The sequence below is a fragment of the Micromonospora zhanjiangensis genome, assembly GCF_042650605.1.
GTDB lineage: Bacteria > Actinomycetota > Actinomycetes > Mycobacteriales > Micromonosporaceae > Micromonospora_J > Micromonospora_J zhanjiangensis.
Window position 1 is genome coordinate 335,122 of the sequence record NZ_JBHSBN010000001.1, and the last position, 13,527, is coordinate 348,648.

Annotated in this window: 13 protein-coding genes and 1 pseudogene; 5 read left to right on the forward strand and 9 right to left on the reverse strand. The window is 73.8% G+C overall.

Features of this window, described 5'->3' with window-relative positions; all coding sequences use genetic code 11:
- Position 1: 1 nt before the first annotated feature.
- From ACFOX0_RS01570 to ACFOX0_RS01580, 3 genes and pseudogenes are all read right to left on the reverse strand, one after another.
- Positions 2-1,300: a DUF1800 domain-containing protein gene (locus tag ACFOX0_RS01570; RefSeq protein ID WP_377541563.1), complete on the reverse strand. Its 1,299-nt coding sequence runs from the start codon at positions 1,298-1,300 to the stop codon at positions 2-4.
- 57 nt (positions 1,301-1,357) lie between these two features.
- Positions 1,358-2,149 (reverse strand): enoyl-CoA hydratase-related protein, encoded by a 792-nt coding sequence (locus tag ACFOX0_RS01575; RefSeq protein WP_377541564.1) that lies wholly within the window; start codon positions 2,147-2,149, stop codon positions 1,358-1,360.
- Between the two features lie 116 nt (positions 2,150-2,265).
- Positions 2,266-3,075: pseudogene (locus tag ACFOX0_RS01580) on the reverse strand (PaaX family transcriptional regulator); the annotation flags it as partial.
- A 190-nt stretch (positions 3,076-3,265) separates the two neighbouring features.
- On the opposite strand from ACFOX0_RS01580, the gene ACFOX0_RS01585 reads away from it, so the two are divergent.
- Both ACFOX0_RS01585 and ACFOX0_RS01590 read left to right on the forward strand, forming a co-directional pair.
- A complete protein-coding gene (locus ACFOX0_RS01585; protein WP_007455245.1) occupies positions 3,266-3,433 on the forward strand; it encodes a DUF3117 domain-containing protein in 168 nt (55 codons plus the stop codon).
- A gap of 229 nt (positions 3,434-3,662) precedes the next feature.
- Complete coding sequence (locus tag ACFOX0_RS01590) at positions 3,663-5,144, forward strand: leucyl aminopeptidase family protein (RefSeq protein WP_377541565.1); 1,482 nt, start codon at positions 3,663-3,665, stop codon at positions 5,142-5,144.
- Positions 5,145-5,171: 27 nt separating this feature from the next.
- Here the strand turns inward: ACFOX0_RS01590 and ACFOX0_RS01595 are convergent, their stop codons facing one another.
- Complete coding sequence (locus ACFOX0_RS01595) at positions 5,172-5,801, reverse strand: O-methyltransferase (protein WP_377541865.1); 630 nt, start codon at positions 5,799-5,801, stop codon at positions 5,172-5,174.
- A gap of 238 nt (positions 5,802-6,039) precedes the next feature.
- Here ACFOX0_RS01595 and ACFOX0_RS01600 point away from each other — a divergent pair, with 238 nt between their 5' ends.
- Positions 6,040-7,380: a S1C family serine protease gene (locus ACFOX0_RS01600; RefSeq protein WP_377541566.1), complete on the forward strand. Its 1,341-nt coding sequence runs from the start codon at positions 6,040-6,042 to the stop codon at positions 7,378-7,380.
- A gap of 70 nt (positions 7,381-7,450) precedes the next feature.
- A complete protein-coding gene (locus ACFOX0_RS01605; protein WP_377541567.1) occupies positions 7,451-7,903 on the forward strand; it encodes a preprotein translocase subunit TatB in 453 nt (150 codons plus the stop codon).
- Between the two features lie 56 nt (positions 7,904-7,959).
- On the opposite strand, the gene ACFOX0_RS01610 is transcribed toward ACFOX0_RS01605, so the two are convergent.
- The 3 genes from ACFOX0_RS01610 to ACFOX0_RS01620 all read right to left on the reverse strand — a co-directional run bounded on the left by ACFOX0_RS01610 (position 7,960) and on the right by ACFOX0_RS01620 (position 11,286).
- Positions 7,960-9,108: an Mrp/NBP35 family ATP-binding protein gene (locus ACFOX0_RS01610; RefSeq protein WP_377541568.1), complete on the reverse strand. Its 1,149-nt coding sequence runs from the start codon at positions 9,106-9,108 to the stop codon at positions 7,960-7,962.
- Positions 9,109-9,350: 242 nt separating this feature from the next.
- Complete coding sequence (locus ACFOX0_RS01615) at positions 9,351-9,998, reverse strand: DUF1003 domain-containing protein (RefSeq protein WP_377541569.1); 648 nt, start codon at positions 9,996-9,998, stop codon at positions 9,351-9,353.
- Positions 9,991-11,286: a magnesium transporter MgtE N-terminal domain-containing protein gene (locus ACFOX0_RS01620; RefSeq protein ID WP_377541570.1), complete on the reverse strand. Its 1,296-nt coding sequence runs from the start codon at positions 11,284-11,286 to the stop codon at positions 9,991-9,993. The genes ACFOX0_RS01615 and ACFOX0_RS01620 overlap by 8 nt, the downstream gene beginning before the upstream one ends.
- A gap of 32 nt (positions 11,287-11,318) precedes the next feature.
- Between ACFOX0_RS01620 and ACFOX0_RS01625 the strand changes: the two genes are divergently transcribed.
- On the forward strand, positions 11,319-12,188 hold the full coding sequence (locus ACFOX0_RS01625) for a PhzF family phenazine biosynthesis protein (RefSeq protein ID WP_377541571.1): 870 nt from the start codon (positions 11,319-11,321) through the stop codon (positions 12,186-12,188).
- A gap of 63 nt (positions 12,189-12,251) precedes the next feature.
- Here ACFOX0_RS01625 and ACFOX0_RS01630 read toward each other — a convergent pair whose 3' ends face one another.
- Complete coding sequence (locus tag ACFOX0_RS01630) at positions 12,252-12,728, reverse strand: hypothetical protein (protein WP_377541866.1); 477 nt, start codon at positions 12,726-12,728, stop codon at positions 12,252-12,254.
- Entirely contained in the window at positions 12,610-13,506 is an 897-nt protein-coding gene (locus ACFOX0_RS01635) for an HAD family hydrolase (RefSeq protein ID WP_377541572.1), read from the reverse strand. Before ACFOX0_RS01635 ends, ACFOX0_RS01630 begins: the two co-directional genes overlap by 119 nt.
- Positions 13,507-13,527 lie beyond the last annotated feature (21 nt).

Sequence of the window (13,527 nt, forward strand, 5' to 3'; positions counted from 1 at the left end):
CTCAGCTGACGGTGTATTCGGGGCTGACCAGTCCGGCGGCGAGCAGCCGCTTCGGCTCGTCGGCCAGCGGGGTGAGCGCGGCCCGGGTGCGGTCGGTCCACCGGTCCACCACGAGCAGCCGGGCCAGCGCGTCGACCCGGCCGGCCGCCGGGGCGGCGGCCAGCCGCTGCCCGACCGCCGGGGCCGCGTTCTGCGCGAGCAGTTCGGCCAGCCGGAGCCGGGCCTGCAGCGACGACGTGGTCAGCCAGGCGGTGCCGGCCGGCCACCCGCCGACGCTGGGCGGGCGCAGCGGCACCTGGTCCATCCCGTCCAGCCCGGACTGCAGCTGCTTGCGCAGCGGGTCGGCCAGCGCCGACGGCCGGATGTCGAGCTGGCGCAGCGCGCCGACCAGCCACTCGACCGGTTGCTTGACCAACTGGCCCCGGGTCCGTCCGAATCCGGGATCGGTGAAGATCGCCCGTAGCGTGCCGGTCACGTCGGGCCGGGCCACCCCGGCGGGCACCGGTACGGAGTCGCCGGCGAACCGGAACCAGAGCCGTTCGGCCAGGAAGTCGGCGGCCCGGGGCTGGGCGGCGAGCAGCCGGGCGTACCCGTCCGCGTCGAAGGCCGCGGTCCGGCCGAGGATGGTCTTGTCGCCGGGGTCGTGCCGCTTCGCCTCGAAGGTGGCGACGTCGGCGCCGCGGGCCACGGTCCACCCGGTCAGCGCGCGGGCACCCGCCTTCACGTCCGCCTCGCCGTAGTGGCCGATGCCGAGGGTGAACAGCTCCATCAGCTCGCGGGCCAGGTTCTCGTTGGGTGCCTTGCGGGTGTTCTTCTGCCCGTCCAACCAGACGATCAGGGCCGGGTCCCGGACCATCGCCCGGACCAGGGCGCCGAAGTCACCCGCGCCGTACCGGCGGAAGGTGTCGAGCTGGCCGAGCATGGGTCGGGCGAACTTGACCTTCTGCACGTCGGTCGCCCAGTGCCCGTGCCAGAAGAAGATCAGCTTCTCGGTGAGCTGGTGCCGGGCCGCCACCATCCGGTCCAGCCACCAGTGCTGCACCTGCTGCACCTGTTCGACGCGGATCTTGTTGGCCCGCTGCCGGTCGTCCCGGTCGGATTCCTTGCCGATCCCGGCGTACGGGTCGACGTCCAGCCGGGGCGGCGGGGTGGCCACCGCGCCCGGGTCGTCGCCGCCCGGGGTCAGCAGGCCGGAGAGGGTGGCGGCCGGGCCGGCCCGCTCGGCGGCGTCGACCTCGTCGGCGGTGGGGCCGAAGGTGGCCCGGCGCAGCAGGTGGGCGACAGCTTCCCGGTTGGCCATCCGCCGACCATAGGTCAGCGGTGTACGAATCAGGTCAATGTAGGGTCCGAGTCGGGTTCACCGTCCCTCGAACGTGGGTTTCTCCTTGTTCACGAAGGCGAAGGTGGCGGCCCGGTGGTCGGCGGTGGCGCCGCAGATGGCCTGCGCCTGTGCCTCCGCGGCGAGCGCCTCGGAGAGGGTGCCCGCGTCGCCGACGGAGAGCTGCCGCTTGATCGCCCCGTACGCCACGGTGGGGCCGGCGGCGAGCCGGGCGGCCAGTTCCTGCGCGGCCGGGAGCACCTGCTCGTCGTCGTCCACCAGCCGGGTGAGCAGGCCCAACCGGTCGGCCTCCCGGGCGTCCACCGGTTCGGCCAGCATCAGCAGTTCGACCGCCTTGGCGTGCCCCACCAGCCGGGGCAGCGACCAGGCGGCGCCGGTGTCCCCGGCCAGTCCGACCCGGGCGAACGCCATCAGGAACGTCGTTCCCGGGCCGCCGATCCGGAAGTCGGACAGGAAGGCCAGCGAGGCGCCCGCGCCGGCGGCCATCCCGCGGACGGCGGCCACCACCGGCTTCGGCAGGTCGGCCAGCCGGGCGGCGATCGGGTTGTAGTGCACCCGGACCGTCTGCAGGGTGTCCTTCGTGCCGGAGTTCAACGTCTCGACGTGCTCCCGGAGGTCCTGACCGGTGCAGAACGACCTGCCGGCGCCGGTCAGCACCACGGCCCGGCAGGACCGGTCGGACTCCAACTCGGCCAGGGTGTCCCGGAGCGCCTCCTTGAGCGCCACGTCGAGCGAGTTCATCGCCGACGGGCGGTTGAGGGTCAGGGTGACCACGGCGTCGGTGCGGTCGACGAGCAGCGGCTCGGTCACGGGTTACGGCCCCTTCCTCTGCTGGCCCGGCCCTCGGCGGTCCGGCCGACGGCCTGGTCACCGCCGGCCGCCCGGGCGTCGGGGATCCTGGCGCGGGCGACCCGGGTGTCCTTGGCCCGGGTGCCGGCGGTGCGGTTGCTGGCATCCAAGCACTGCTCCACGAACCGGTCGGCGGCGGGCCGCAGCCGCGCCGCGTGCCGGTCGAAGAAGGCCGCCGCGCTGGTGCCCGGCCAGCGGGGTGGCAGCAGGGCGGGCGGCAGTTGCGGATCCCGGAACAGGAACGTCCGCCAGGCGTGCACCAGCCGGAACCGGGTGGCGTAGGCGTCCTCGTCGTCGCTGCGCGCGGTGATCGCGGCGAGCAGCGGGCGCTGCTCCTCGACGAACCGCTCGTACGCCTCGCCGATCTCGGTGAGGTTCCAGGCGCGGCCGACCACGGCAGCGGCCCCCGGGGTGCCGGCGGAGTGGGTCGCGGTGAACCGCTCGTAGCGGATGCCGGCCTCGGCGAGCAGCTCGTCGACGTCCTCGCCCGGCCGGGTGGCCACCCAGGTCTGTTCGTCCAGCATGCCGTAGCCGAGGAAGGTCAGGTTGGCGCCGAGCCGCTGGCGGTCCCGGCGGGCAGCGGGGGCCTCGAGCGTGATCAGATCGAACCGGCCGTCCCAGCTGATCTTGGAGGTCCGGTAGATGCGAGCGGCCGCCTCGTCCAATCGGCGGGCCGCTTTCGGAGTGATCAGATAGCCGGGTCCGGCGGACAGTCGGAGCGGGTGCAGCCAACCCTGCCGGACCATCCGGGAGACGGCGGTGCGCACTGCGGGCGCCGCTATCCCGAGCGGGGTAAGTAGTCTGACCAGGGCAGCAACCGGTGCTCGACCACCTCGCGGTCGGAGATAGTCGCCGTAGAGGTCGAAGAGTGCCGACCGTGCCTGCATGACCGCATATTGTGACAGCCCTGGGCGGGATATGCTAGGTGCTGTTACATCAATACTGGTTCGGTTTGGGTCCGGCGGTGTTCATCAGGGAAAATCGTTGGTCGACACCGCGGCGTGCGCGCGGTGCCGGCTGGTTGAAGAGGCTGTGGGGCAACCCACGGACCCTGGTGAAGGTCTGAGGGGAGACGACATGGCGGCGATGAAGCCGCGGACGGGCGACGGTCCGCTGGAGGTCACCAAGGAGGGCCGGGGCATCGTCATGCGGGTGCCGCTGGAGGGTGGTGGCCGGCTCGTCGTTGAGATGACACCGGACGAGGCCAACGCGCTCGGCGACGCGCTGAAGGCTGCCGCCGGCTGAGCAGACGACGAACGGTCCGGGTCGCGCGAGCGCCCGGGCCGTTCGTCGCTTCACGGCCGCCCGGCGCCCGCCGGTCGCCCGGTCACCGGCGACCGGCGGGCGACATTGAACCTCTTTCAACCTCCCCTTGCGGGCCGCCGTTGGCCGAGGTCGAAGGCGGCGCGTGCGTGCCGCGCGGTTCAGGTTGAAAAAGGTTCATCGTTCACGATCTTTCGGAGGTACGGTCGGCGTGCTGACCATCCGTCTCGCGGTCGACCCCGACGGGTACGCCGCGCTCGCCCTCCCGGTCCGACCGGCCGAGCCGACCGGCGACGGCCCGGCCGCCGAGCTGCTCCGCACCGCGTCGAGGCTGCCTGACGAGTTGACCGCCGAGGCCACGGTCCTGCTCGACGAGCTGGACCACACCGGGGCGGCCGGCGCCGGACAACTGACCGTCCGGCCGTCGCGTACCCCCGGCCGGCTCGTCCTGATCGGGGTGGGCGCCGGCGACGAGGCCGGTTGGCGGGCGGCCGGCGCGGCCCTGGCCCGTACCGGGCGCCGAGAGAGATCGATCACACTGGCGCTCCCCGCCGACCTGGACCCCACCGCGGTCCGGGGTCTGGCCGAGGGGCTGTGGCTGGCGTCGTACCGGTTCCGGCTGCCGGGTGTCGAGCCCGCCGGGGACGACCGGCCGACGCTGGACGAGGTGGTGCTCGCGGTGGCCGACGTCGACCGCTACGCCGCCGCACTGGCCACCGCCCGGGTCACCGCCGAGGCCACCCGGTTCGCCCGCGACCTGACCAACACCCCGTCCTCGGTGAAGAACCCGGCCTGGTTCGCCGGGCAGGTCAGCTCCGCCGCGGCCGACCGGCCCGGGGTACGGGTCGAGGTGCGCGAGCCGGACCGGCTCGCCGCCGAGGGCTTCGGCGGCATCCTCGCGGTCGGTGGCGCATCGGTCAGCGGACCGCGCCTGCTGGAGCTGGAGTGGGCACCGGCCGGGGCCACCCGGCACGTCGTCCTGGTCGGCAAGGGCATCACCTTCGACACCGGCGGCCTTTCCATCAAGCCCCGCGAGGGGATGAAGCTGATGCGCAAGGACATGGGCGGCGCGGCGGCGGTGGTCGCCGCCACCCTGGCCGCGGCGAGGCTCGAACTTCCGGTCCGGATCACCGCGCTCGCGCCGCTGGCGGAGAACGCGATCGGCGCCTCGGCGTTCCGTCCCGGTGACGTGATCCGGCACTACGGCGGGCTGACCAGCGAATCGACCAACTCGGACGCCGAGGGGCGACTGGTGCTCGCCGACGCGCTGGCGTACGCGGTGGACCGGCTGGCCCCCGACCTGCTGGTCGACCTGGCCACCCTGACCGGGGCGAACGCGGTGGCCCTCGGCAAGCGCACCGGCGCGCTGTACAGCGACAACGACGAGCTGGCCGGCGCCGTGCTGGCGGCGGCCGACGAGGCCGGCGAGCGGGCCTGGCGGATGCCGCTGGTCGCCGACTACGTCGAGTACCTGGGCAGTGACCTGGCCGACCTGTACAGCGCGCCCGACCCGGCGAAGTCGGTGACCTCCGCGCTCTACCTGCGGGAGTTCACCGGCCAGCTGCGGGACCGCTGGCTGCACATCGACATGTCCGCGCCGTCCTGGGCCGAGCGGGACGAGGTCGAACTGGTCAAGGGCGCCACCGGCTGGGGTGTCCGCACCCTGCTGCGCTGGCTGGCCACGCTCGGCTGACCGGCGCGTGCGGGTGCGGATCGCGACTCAGCGGGCCCGTTTGACGGCGACGAGCAGGCCGTCGCCGACCGGCAGCAGCGCCGGTACCCAGTCCTCGGACTCGCGGACCGACTTGACCACCTCGCGGACGGTGACGGTCTCCCGGTCCCGGGCGGCCGGATCGCCGATCCGCCCGCCGGCCAGCGCGCCGTTGATCGCCAGCACGCCGCCGGGGCGGAGCAGCCGCAACGCGGCGTCGATGCTCGCGCTGTACTCCGTCACGTCGGCGTCGACGAAGACCAGGTCGTACACCCCGTCGGCGAGCCGCGGCAGGACGTCCAGCGCCCGGCCGGTGATGATCCGGGTACGCCCCGGCGGGAAGCCCGCCTCGACGAAGATCCGCCGGGCGATCCGCTGGTGCTCGGCCTCCACGTCGATCGTGGTCAGCACGCCGTCCGGGCGCATGCCGCGCAGCAGCCAGACACCACTGACCCCGGTGCCGGTGCCGATCTCCACCACCGCCCGGGCGTTGCCGGCGGCGGCCAACAGCCGCAACGCGGCGCCGGCGGCCGGGGTCACGGCGTCGAGCCCGACCTCGATGGCGAGGTTGCGGGCGGTACGCAGCACCAGGTCCTCGGCGACGTACGCCTCGGTGAACTGGACTGCCTGCGGGGTCAGCGTGCTCACTGACCGGGCGACCGTGGCGATGGGGGACCTCCGGGCGGTACGCGTCGGGGCGGCGGATGCGAACACGAGCCTAGAGCCGGCTCGCCATGATCTGCAGTCCAGACCGGGCCGAGCGACATCGGGGCGCCGACTCTCGACTGCCACTGCGCGATTCATGTAATCCTGGAGGGCGGAAACCGGACGCCGCGACCCGGCTGGGTCGCCCGCTCGGCCGGATTCCGGGACGGACTTGGAGGCACGCAACGTGACCGACGGCTGGAACTGGCGCCAGCCCGACGGGACGCCGGCAGCGGTGGACCGGCCGCTACCGGCCGGCCCCGTGCCCGGACCCCCGGCGGCACCTGGCGGTACGGCCGGATCGGCGTCCTCGCCCTGGTGGTCGGACGCGCTACACGACCCGTGGCGGGACCCGAACAGCCCCTCCGCCGTGGTGGTGCAGGCCCCCGGCGGCGGTCCGGACAGCGAGCCGGAGCCGGTCACCGATCCCGACCTGCCCCGCCGCCCCGGTCTCCGGCTGGTCTTCCTGGTCTCGTTGATCACCGCCCTGCTGGCCGGCGCGCTGGGGGCCTCGTTGGGCTACTTCCTGGCGGTCGGCAACGGGGTGGCCGGGACGACCACGCTCGGTGTCGGCTCGGGTCAGCCGCCGGGGCTGGCCCAGCGCAAGCCGGATTCCCTGGCCGGTGTCGCCGAGCGGCTGCTGCCCAGCGTCGTCACGGTCCGGATGAACAGCGGCACCGGGGTCAGCGTCGGCTCCGGCTTCGTGGCCAGCCGGGACGGCTACGTGATCACCAATCAGCACGTGGTCGAGGGCGGCAAGGGCGCGGCGACGGTGACCTTCAACGACGGGTCGACCGCCACCGGCTCGGTCGTCGGGCAGGATCCCGAGTCCGACATCGCGGTGCTCAAGGTGTCCCGTACCGGGGTGTCGCCGGTCGAGTTCGGTGACTCGGAGGCGATCGCGGTCGGCGATCCGGTGCTGGCCTTCGGCTCGCCGCTGGCGCTGTCCAACACCGTGACCGCGGGCATCGTCAGCGCCCTGGACCGGACCATCCGGGCCGGCGAACCGGGCGGTCAGATGCGCTACTACGCGGCCATCCAGACCGACGCCGCGGTCAACCAGGGCAACTCCGGCGGTCCGCTGGTGGACGGCGCCGGCCGGGTGATCGGGGTCAACTCGGTGATCAAGTCGCTGGCCGTGGACGAGCAGCAGGCGGGCAATATCGGCCTGGCCTTCGCCATCCCGATCAACCAGGCAAAGCGCATCACCCAGGACATCATCGACACCGGCCGAGCCCGCCGGACCGTCATCGGCGCCCAGGTGGGCGGGCCCGGTTCCGGCTCCGCGGCCGGCGTACGGCTCGGCACGGTCGACGCCGGCGGGCCCGCGGCCGGGGCCGGGCTGAAGGCCGGCGACGTGATCCTCAAGCTGGGCGGGCATCCGCTGGAGGAGCCGAGCGACCTGATCGCCCTGGTGCGCAAGTACGCCCCGGGCTCGGTGGTCGCGGTGGAGTACCGCCGGGGCAACGCGAAGCAGACCGCCTCGGTGACCCTCGCCGCGGACGTGAAGTAGCCGCGCGCACCCCCTCCCTGACCGTCCCGTCGGCTGCGTACTCTTGCCGGGGACGGACGAGGAGGCGCCGATGTTCGAGAATCTGAACTGGTGGGAGATCGGTGCGCTCCTGCTGCTCGCGCTGTTGATCTTTGGCGACCGGCTGCCCACGGTGATCAGCGACGGTCTACGGATGATCCGCAACCTGCGGCGGATGGCCCAGAACGCGACCGGCGACCTGAGCCGGGAGCTGGGCACCGACATCCAGCTGGAGGATCTGCACCCGAAGGCGTTCATCCGCAAGCACCTGCTCAGCGAGGAGGACGAGGCGGCGCTGCGCAAGCCGTTGCAGAGCGTCTACGACGACTTGCGGTCGACCGCCACCTCGGTGCACGACGACCTGAAGGACGTCGCCAAGAACGCCGACATCAAGTCGTTCGGCCGCGACACGGGCAGCAGCTCGACCACCAACGGCTCGACCACCGGCGGCGGCCAGGTGGCGCCGAGCCCGCGTCCGGCCCGCTTCGACCTCGACGCGACCTGAGCCTCAGCGGCCGGCTGAGCCTCCGCGGCCGCGTTCCGGTGTCGGCCCGCTGAGCCTCAGCGGCCGGCCGGTCGCAGGCCGAGCGGCTTGCCGAGCAGGGACTCCCGACGGACGGCCAGCCGGTCGGCGACCGCGTTGAGCGCCACCGCCGCAGGTGCGGCGGGCTCGGCCAGGACCACCGGCGTCCCGCTGTCGCCGGCCTCGCGGACCCGGGTGTCGAGCGGGATCTGGCCGAGCAGCGGCACCTGCGCGCCGACCACCCGGGTCAGCGACTCGGCCACCGTGGCGCCGCCACCGGACCCGAAGACCTCCATCCGGGAGCCGTCGGGCAACTCCAGCCAGGACATGTTCTCGACCACGCCGACCAGCCGCTGGTGGGTCTGCAGGGCGATCGCACCGGCCCGCTCGGCGACCTCGGCGGCGGCCTGCTGCGGCGTCGTCACCACCAGGATCTCCGCGTTGGGCAGCAGCTGGGCCAGCGAGATCGCCACGTCACCGGTGCCCGGCGGCAGGTCGAGCAGCAGCACGTCCAGGTCGCCCCAGTAGACGTCGGCGAGGAATTGCTGCAACGCGCGGTGCAGCATCGGACCCCGCCAGACCACCGCCGCGTTCCCGTCGGTGAACATGCCGATCGAGATTATCTTCACGCCGTGCGCCTGCGGCGGCATGATCATGTCTTCCACCCGGGTCGGCCGGGCGCCGGTGCCGAGCATCCGGGGCACCGAGTGTCCGTAGATGTCCGCGTCGACCACGCCGACCGAGAGCCCCTTGGCGGCCAGCGCGGCGGCCAGGTTGACCGTCACGCTGGACTTGCCGACCCCGCCCTTGCCGCTGGCCACCGCGTAGACCCGGGTCCGCGAGCCGGGCTGGGCGAACGGAATGACCGGTTCCTCGGTGGCCCCGCCGCCGCGCAGCCGGGCCTGCAGCGACTGCCGCTGCTCCGGTGACATCACGCCGAACTCGATCTCGACGCCGGTGACCCCGGGCACCGCCGCCACGGCGGCGGTGATGTCGGTCCGTAGCTTGTCCCGCAGCGGGCAGCCGGCCACGGTGAGCAGGAGTTCGACCGTGACCAGCCCGTCCGGCCCGACCACGGCCGAGCGCACCATCCCCAGGTCCGTGATGGGTCGGCGGATCTCCGGGTCGTCGACGGTGGCCAGGGCGGCCTGTACCGCGTCCTCGATGGTGCTGACGGGTGCTGACATGTCCGCCATGCTACGTCGCGCCCGGGACCGGGCCGCCGCTGCCGGGTGCGGATGTGAGCCAACCGATGCCCTGCCCGAGATGGCCGGGTCAAAGTTGAAAGCCCGGGAATTCCGGATTTGCCGCTGGACGCCGTACCTGTCGGGATGCGAGCATCGTTATCAGCGCCGCGCGCCTGGCCCCTTGAGGCGCGCGGCGCTTTCGCGTCCCCGGACCGGACGGTACAGGCGCCTGCGGTGTCGGGTCAGCCGTTGTCCACGTCGTCGCGCGGCTCGGTGGGGTCGCCGCCGCCCGGCCCGCCCCCGCCGCGAATCGGCCCGCCGCTCCGTTCCCCGCCGGGTCCGTCCCGGCCGACCCGGTCGGAGACCCGGTTCCGGCCCTGCTGGCGGCGTTCCTCCAAGCGTTGCCGGCGTCGGTTCTGCTCGTCCAACTCCTCGGCCAGCCGGGCCAGCTCCGACCGGACGAAGTCCCGGGTCGTCACCTCGCCCAGGGCGATCCGCAGCGCGGCGATCTCCCGGGCCAGGTACTCGGTGTCCGCCTTCTGCATGGCGGCCCGCCGCCGGTCCTCCTCCATGGCGAGCCGGTCCCGGTCGGCCTGCCGGTTCTGCGCCAACAGGATCAGCGGCGCGGCGTACGAGGCCTGCAGCGACAGGAGCAGCGTCAGGAACGTGAAGGTGTACGGGTCGAACCGCAGGCTCGCCGGCGCCAGCGTGTTCCACAGCAGCCAGGCCGAGATCACCAACGTCATCCAGACGATGAAGTTGGCCGTGCCCATGTACCGCGCGGTCCCCTCCGACCAGCGACCGAACGTCTCCGGGTCGAATCGGGGCAGCTTCACCCGGTGCGGCTGCTGTGGCTGGTCGAGGCGCTCACCCCGGCGCTGCTCAACCACCGGTCACCCCGTCCCGCGGGCTGGCCGGGCCACCCGCCGTGCTCCCGGTGGCCGCGTTCCGGTCCCGCCAGTCCCGGGGCAGGGTCTGGTCGAGCACGTCGTCCACGGTGACCGCGCCGACCAGCCGGTTCGTCGCGTCCACCACCGGCATGCCGACCAGGTCGTACGTGGCCATCCGACGGGTGATCTCCGGCAGCGGGGTGGCCGCCTGCAGCGGATCGATGTCGTTGGCCACCACCGCGCCGAGCAGCTCGGCCGGTGGCTCCCGCAGCAACCGCTGGAAGTGCACCATGCCCAGGTAGCGACCGGTGGGGGTGGCCAGCGGGGCACGGGCCACGAAGACCTGGGCCGCGACCGCGGGCGAGAGCTGCGGTTCCCGGATCCGGGCCAGCGCCTCGGCCACCGTGGCGTCCGGCGGCAGGATGATCGGCTCGGAGGTCATCACGCTGCCGGCGGTGCCCGGCGTGTACTTCATCAGCTGTCGGACCGGATCGGCCTCGTCCGGCTCCATCAGGTCGAGCAGGACGTCCTGCTCCGGCGGCGGCAACTCGTTGAGCAGGTCGGCCGCGTCGTCCGGGTCCATCTCCTCCAGCACGACGGCGGCCCGTTCCCGGCCCAGCGCGGAGAGGATCTCCACCTGGTCCCGTCCCGGCAGTTCGCTCAGCACGTCGGCGAGGCGTTCGTCGTCCAGCGCGGCGGCGACCTCGTCCCGCCGCCGGTCGGGCAGGTCCTGCAGGGCGTTGGCCAGATCGGCCGGGCGCAAATCCTGCAGCACCGCGAGCAGGTTCGCCGTGCCCCGGATGTCCGCCGCGCCGATCAGGCCGCGGACGTTCTCCCACTCCACCTGGTACAGGTGGCCACGGCGGGTGAGCCGCCGGGTGTGCTCCCGTACGGCGACCCGGCTCAACGACCACTCGCCGGTACGGCTGCACTCCATCGCGACGTCCACCACGGCGCCGGACACGCCGGCCGGTTCGACGACGACCCGCCGGTCGAGCAGATCCTCCAGCACCAGTAGCTCGTTGGGACGTTTGGAGAACCGTCGCAGGTTCAGCGTGCCGGTGCCGAGCGCCACCGCCTCCGGGTCGAACGAGGTGACCCGGGTGATCGGCAGGAAGATCCGCCGACGCATCGGCATCTCGGCGACCAGCCCGACCACCTGCGGCGGCAGGCCGGTGGTCCGCAGCCGGACCACGGCGTCCCGAACCCGACCCACCAGGTCTCCGTTCGGGTCGAAGACGGCGAGCCCGGCGAGGCGGGCGATGTACACCCGGATCGGCGTGGTCACGCGGACAGCCTATGCGCCTAGGCTCGGTGAGCATGTCGAGCCTGTCGTACGAGATCGTCGACGTCTTCACCGACCGCCCGTTCGCCGGCAACCCGCTCGCCGTGGTCTTCGGCGCGCAGGCCCTGGGCACCGCCCAGTTGCAGGCCCTGACCAGGGAGTTCAATCTCTCCGAAACGGTTTTCGTGTTGCCGCCGACCCGCCCCGGTGCCAGCTACCGGGCCCGGATCTTCACGGTGGACGGCGAGTTGCCGTTCGCCGGCCATCCCAGCGTCGGCGCGGCGGTGACCGCCGTGGGCCGCGGCCTGTTCCCGCCGGAGGGGGTCGTCCAGGAGTGCGGCGCGGGCCTGTTGCCGATCGTCGTCGGCGACGGGCAGGCCACGCTCACCGGCGGTACGCCCACCCTCGGCGCCGAACTGGACCCGGGACCGCTGCTGGCGGCGGCCGGCCTGACGGCGGACGACCTCGCCGGTCCGGCGCCCCGGACCGCCGGGTGCGGACTGGAGTTCCCGTACCTGTCGGTGCGCCCGGACGCGGTGGCCCGCGCGGTGCCCGACGTCGCGGCGGCCCGCCGATTCGGGGTCGACCAGGTCGTCGTGCTGTCCTGGCAGCCCACCGGACGGATCGCCCACGCCCGGGTGTTCTGCGTGGGCATGGGGGTGCCGGAGGACCCGGCGACCGGCTCGGCGGCGCTCGGCCTGGGCGTGTGGCTGGTGGCCACCGGCCTACTGCCGGCCGACGGTACGGCCGGCTACACGGTCCGGCAGGGTGCCGAGATCCACCGCCCGTCGTTGCTGGAGTGCACCGTCACCGCGAACGGCGGAACCGCCGTCGGGGCGACCGTGACCGGCAAGGTGGTGCCGGTCGCCCGGGGCGAGATCGCCGTGCCCCCGTTCGTCGGCTGACCGGCCGCGCTCCGGTCCCGGTGGGCCGACCGGGCTCCGGCCCGTGGACGTGGAGCGTCCCGCTCAGCGGCGGCGGACCCGGTGCAGCCGGAACGGGCGCCGGGTCCGCCGGGTGGCCGGCGTCTCCCGGGGCGGTTCGGCGAGCGACCCGTCGGGCAGGGCCGTCCCGTGCGTGGCCGGCCCGGCGGCCGGGACCAGCCGGTTGACGGCGCACCCGGTGGCCCAGCGCCCGACCAGTTCGGCGGCCGTGCCGGGGGCGTTCAACCGCTTGGCCGCCACCAGCGGCGCGACCTCGGTCCACTCCGGGCCGTCGGGGTCCAGCCGGGTCACCTCCGCCGACCAGGTGATGATCCGGCCGCCGTGGTCGCCGCGCAGCGTCACCCGGGCGGTGCGGGCGTCGGCCAGTCCCGGGGCGGACTGCTCACCCGGGCCGCTCACCACGTACAGCGCGTCGCCGTGGGACAGGCACCACACCGCGTACGCCGGCCCGTCGGCGACGCTCACCCAGGCCACGGCGGCCTTCTTCAGGGCCTCGTCCAGCAGCGGGGTGGTGGTCCGGTCGGTGGGCTGCTCGGTCACGTGCCCATCCTGCCGTACCGGGGCGTCCGGCAGCAGGTGCCGGGGCACCCGATCCGCCGCCCGCGACCAGCGCCGGCACCTCGGCCAGGGTTTTCACGACCGGTCCGGACCAGTCCGGTTCGGGGTCGAAGACCAGGTGCCCGGCGAGGTCGGCGGCCGCCAGCCGGACCGGGTGCAGGCCGGCGCCCGCGGCGCCGGAAAGTTCCCGGCTGCCGCCGTCCCCGACGTACAGGCAGTCGGCCGGGTCGACGTCGAGGCGCCGGCAGGCGGTCAGGAAGATCTCCGGATCCGGCTTGCAGCGGCGTACCTCGACCGAGAACACCCGGGCGTCCAGCAGGGGCGCGATCGGCAGGGTCGGCAGCAGCAGCGGCAACTCGTGCGTGCAGTCGCTGACCACGGCGGTGCGTACGCCGAGGTGGCGCAGCCGGCGCAGCACCGCGACGGCGTCCGGGCGCAGCCGGATGTCGGCCGCCACCGCCCGCTCCCGGGCCAGCCGGGCGGCCCGCACCCCGGCCTCGGACGGCCGGGTCCCGGCCTGGCCGGCGACCCAGCGCAGGGTCGCCTCCGCGTCGCCGAGGGCGCCGCCGGCCCGCGGGTAGTACGACCGGTCCAGGACGTCGACCAGGACGGCCGGGTCACAGCCGAGCGCCTCGGCGACGGCCCGGTGGCCGGGCCCACGGCGGACCGCCCGGGTGAGGGTGCCGAAGAAGTCGAACAGGACCGCGCGGTAGGCGGGCATGGCGCAGTGGCCTTCCGAAAA